The organism is Loktanella sp. DSM 29012 (genome assembly GCF_900110705.1).
Taxonomy (GTDB): Bacteria; Pseudomonadota; Alphaproteobacteria; order Rhodobacterales; family Rhodobacteraceae; genus Loktanella; species Loktanella gaetbuli.
The window spans coordinates 1-2,500 of sequence record NZ_FOEJ01000001.1 but is presented as its reverse complement, the minus strand read 5'-3'; the positions used below and the strand labels follow the sequence as shown (position 1 = coordinate 2,500).

Sequence of the window (2,500 nt, the reverse complement as noted above, 5' to 3'; positions counted from 1 at the left end):
GGAAACAACCCTGACCTACGACTAAGGCCCCTAATTCATGGCTAAGTGGGAAAGCAGGTGGGACGGCCAAAACAACCAGGAGGTTGGCTTAGAAGCAGCCATCCTTTAAAGATAGCGTAACAGCTCACTGGTCTAAATAAGCTGTCCTGCGGCGAAGATGTAACGGGGCTCAAGCCATGAGCCGAAGTCTAGGGTGCACTTTATGTGCGCGGTAGCAGAGCGTAGTGTGACATAGTTTCCTGTCTCCTTAACTGGTTCGCCAGTATTGGAGACGCGAAGCTTTCGATGAAGCCCGGGCGTGAGCCATCGGGTGGAGAGATCACTAGTGAGAATGATGACATGAGTAGCGACAAAGGGAGTGAGAGACTCCCTCGCCGAAAGTCCAAGGGTTCCTGCTTAAAGCTAATCTGAGCAGGGTAAGCCGACCCCTAAGGCGAGGCCGAAAGGCGTAGTCGATGGGAACCAGGTTAATATTCCTGGGCCGTGGAGTGGTGACGGATCTGAGACGTAGTTCATCCTTATCGGATTGAATGGGCTGCCAACAGGTCCCTGGAAATAGCCCTCCTTTAAGATCGTACCCTAAACCGACACAGGTGGACTGGTAGAGAATACCAAGGCGCTTGAGAGAACCACATTTAAGGAACTCGGCAAAATACCTCCGTAAGTTCGCGAGAAGGAGGCCCGGTTTTTACGCAAGTAGAGGCCGGGGGCACAAACCAGGGGGTGGCGACTGTTTACTAAAAACACAGGGCTCTGCGAAGTCGTAAGACGACGTATAGGGTCTGACGCCTGCCCGGTGCCTGAAGGTTAAAAGGAGGAGTGCAAGCTCCGAATTGAAGCCCAGGTAAACGGCGGCCGTAACTATAACGGTCCTAAGGTAGCGAAATTCCTTGTCGGGTAAGTTCCGACCTGCACGAATGGCGTAACGACTTCCCCGCTGTCTCAAATGTGGACTCAGCGAAATTGAATTACCGGTCAAGATGCCGGTTACCCGCGGTTAGACGGAAAGACCCCATGCACCTTTACTACAGCTTCACACTGGCATCAGGCCATGCATGTGCAGGATAGGTGGTAGGCTTTGAAGCGGGGACGCCAGTCCTCGTGGAGCCTCCCTTGAGATACCACCCTTGCATTGCTTGATGTCTAACCGCGGTCCGTTATCCGGATCCGGGACCCTGTGTGGTGGGTAGTTTGACTGGGGCGGTCGCCTCCTAAATTGTAACGGAGGCGCGCGAAGGTTGGCTCAGAGCGGTCGGAAATCGCTCGTTGAGTGCAATGGCAGAAGCCAGCCTGACTGCGAGACTGACAAGTCGAGCAGAGTCGAAAGACGGCCATAGTGATCCGGTGGTCCCGAGTGGAAGGGCCATCGCTCAACGGATAAAAGGTACGCTGGGGATAACAGGCTGATGGTGCCCAAGAGTCCATATCGACGGCACCGTTTGGCACCTCGATGTCGGCTCATCTCATCCTGGGGCTGGAGCAGGTCCCAAGGGTACGGCTGTTCGCCGTTTAAAGAGGTACGTGAGCTGGGTTTAGAACGTCGTGAGACAGTTCGGTCCCTATCTTCCGTGGGTGTAGGATATTTGAGAAGAGTTGCCCCTAGTACGAGAGGACCGGGGTGAACGATCCACTGGTGGATCTGTTGTCGTGCCAACGGCAGTGCAGAGTAGCTATGATCGGACAGGATAACCGCTGAAGGCATCTAAGCGGGAAGCCCCCTTCAAAACAAGATATCCCTGAGAGCCGAGGTAGACCACCTCGTCGATAGGCCAGAGATGTAAGCGCAGCAATGTGTTCAGTTGACTGGTACTAATGGCTCGATAGGCTTGATTTGATCCAGTAGAAGCCATGCTTTTACGACGACCAAATCAGAATACATACACACACAACATCAGTTGCTTATTCTTGGAACGACAATCGACCGTGAAAACGGACCCGGTTGCTGATACGGAACCGCCCAGGTGATCAACCCGGTGCCGCCGCACAGTTGCATAGCAACCGTGCCTTGCGCACTCGGTAGATCGCCTGGGCGATCCACCGTGCTTTTTTGGTGTGGTGATCATAGCGTGAGCAAAACACCCGATCCCATCCCGAACTCGGCCGTTAAGTGCCACTGCGCTGATGGTACTGCGTCTCAAGACGTGGGAGAGTAAGTCATCGCCACACCTAATAAGCACGGTTCAGTATCTCTCAAACGATCAAAATCAAACACTGTCGCGGGATGGAGCAGCCCGGTAGCTCGTCAGGCTCATAACCTGAAGGTCGTAGGTTCAAATCCTACTCCCGCAACCAACACTTACACAATAATATCAATACCTTAAACGCCACCCTCGGGTGGCTTTTTGCGTTGGCGCAACCGCCGTGGAAGCAATGTGGAAGCAGTAGTCGCGTTGACCTGCTCCCCTTGACCTGCTCCCCTAAAAAGTCCGCGATTTGGGGTTAGTCTGTTCCTTGTAAAGGAGACGGACGATGAAGCGATCAAGGTTCACGGAAGAACAGA

At 53.6% G+C, this 2,500-nt stretch carries 1 tRNA gene and 2 rRNA genes (1 of these 3 cut by a window edge); all 3 read left to right on the top strand.

Annotated elements, in window-relative coordinates:
* Nucleotides 1-1,834 (top strand): 23S ribosomal RNA (locus BMX27_RS00015) (it extends 998 nt beyond the left edge of the window).
* Between the two features lie 217 nt (nucleotides 1,835-2,051).
* A 5S ribosomal RNA gene (gene rrf, locus BMX27_RS00010) occupies nucleotides 2,052-2,166 on the top strand.
* Between the two features lie 49 nt (nucleotides 2,167-2,215).
* Nucleotides 2,216-2,292 (top strand) — tRNA-Met (locus tag BMX27_RS00005).
* Nucleotides 2,293-2,500: the final 208 nt, after the last annotated feature.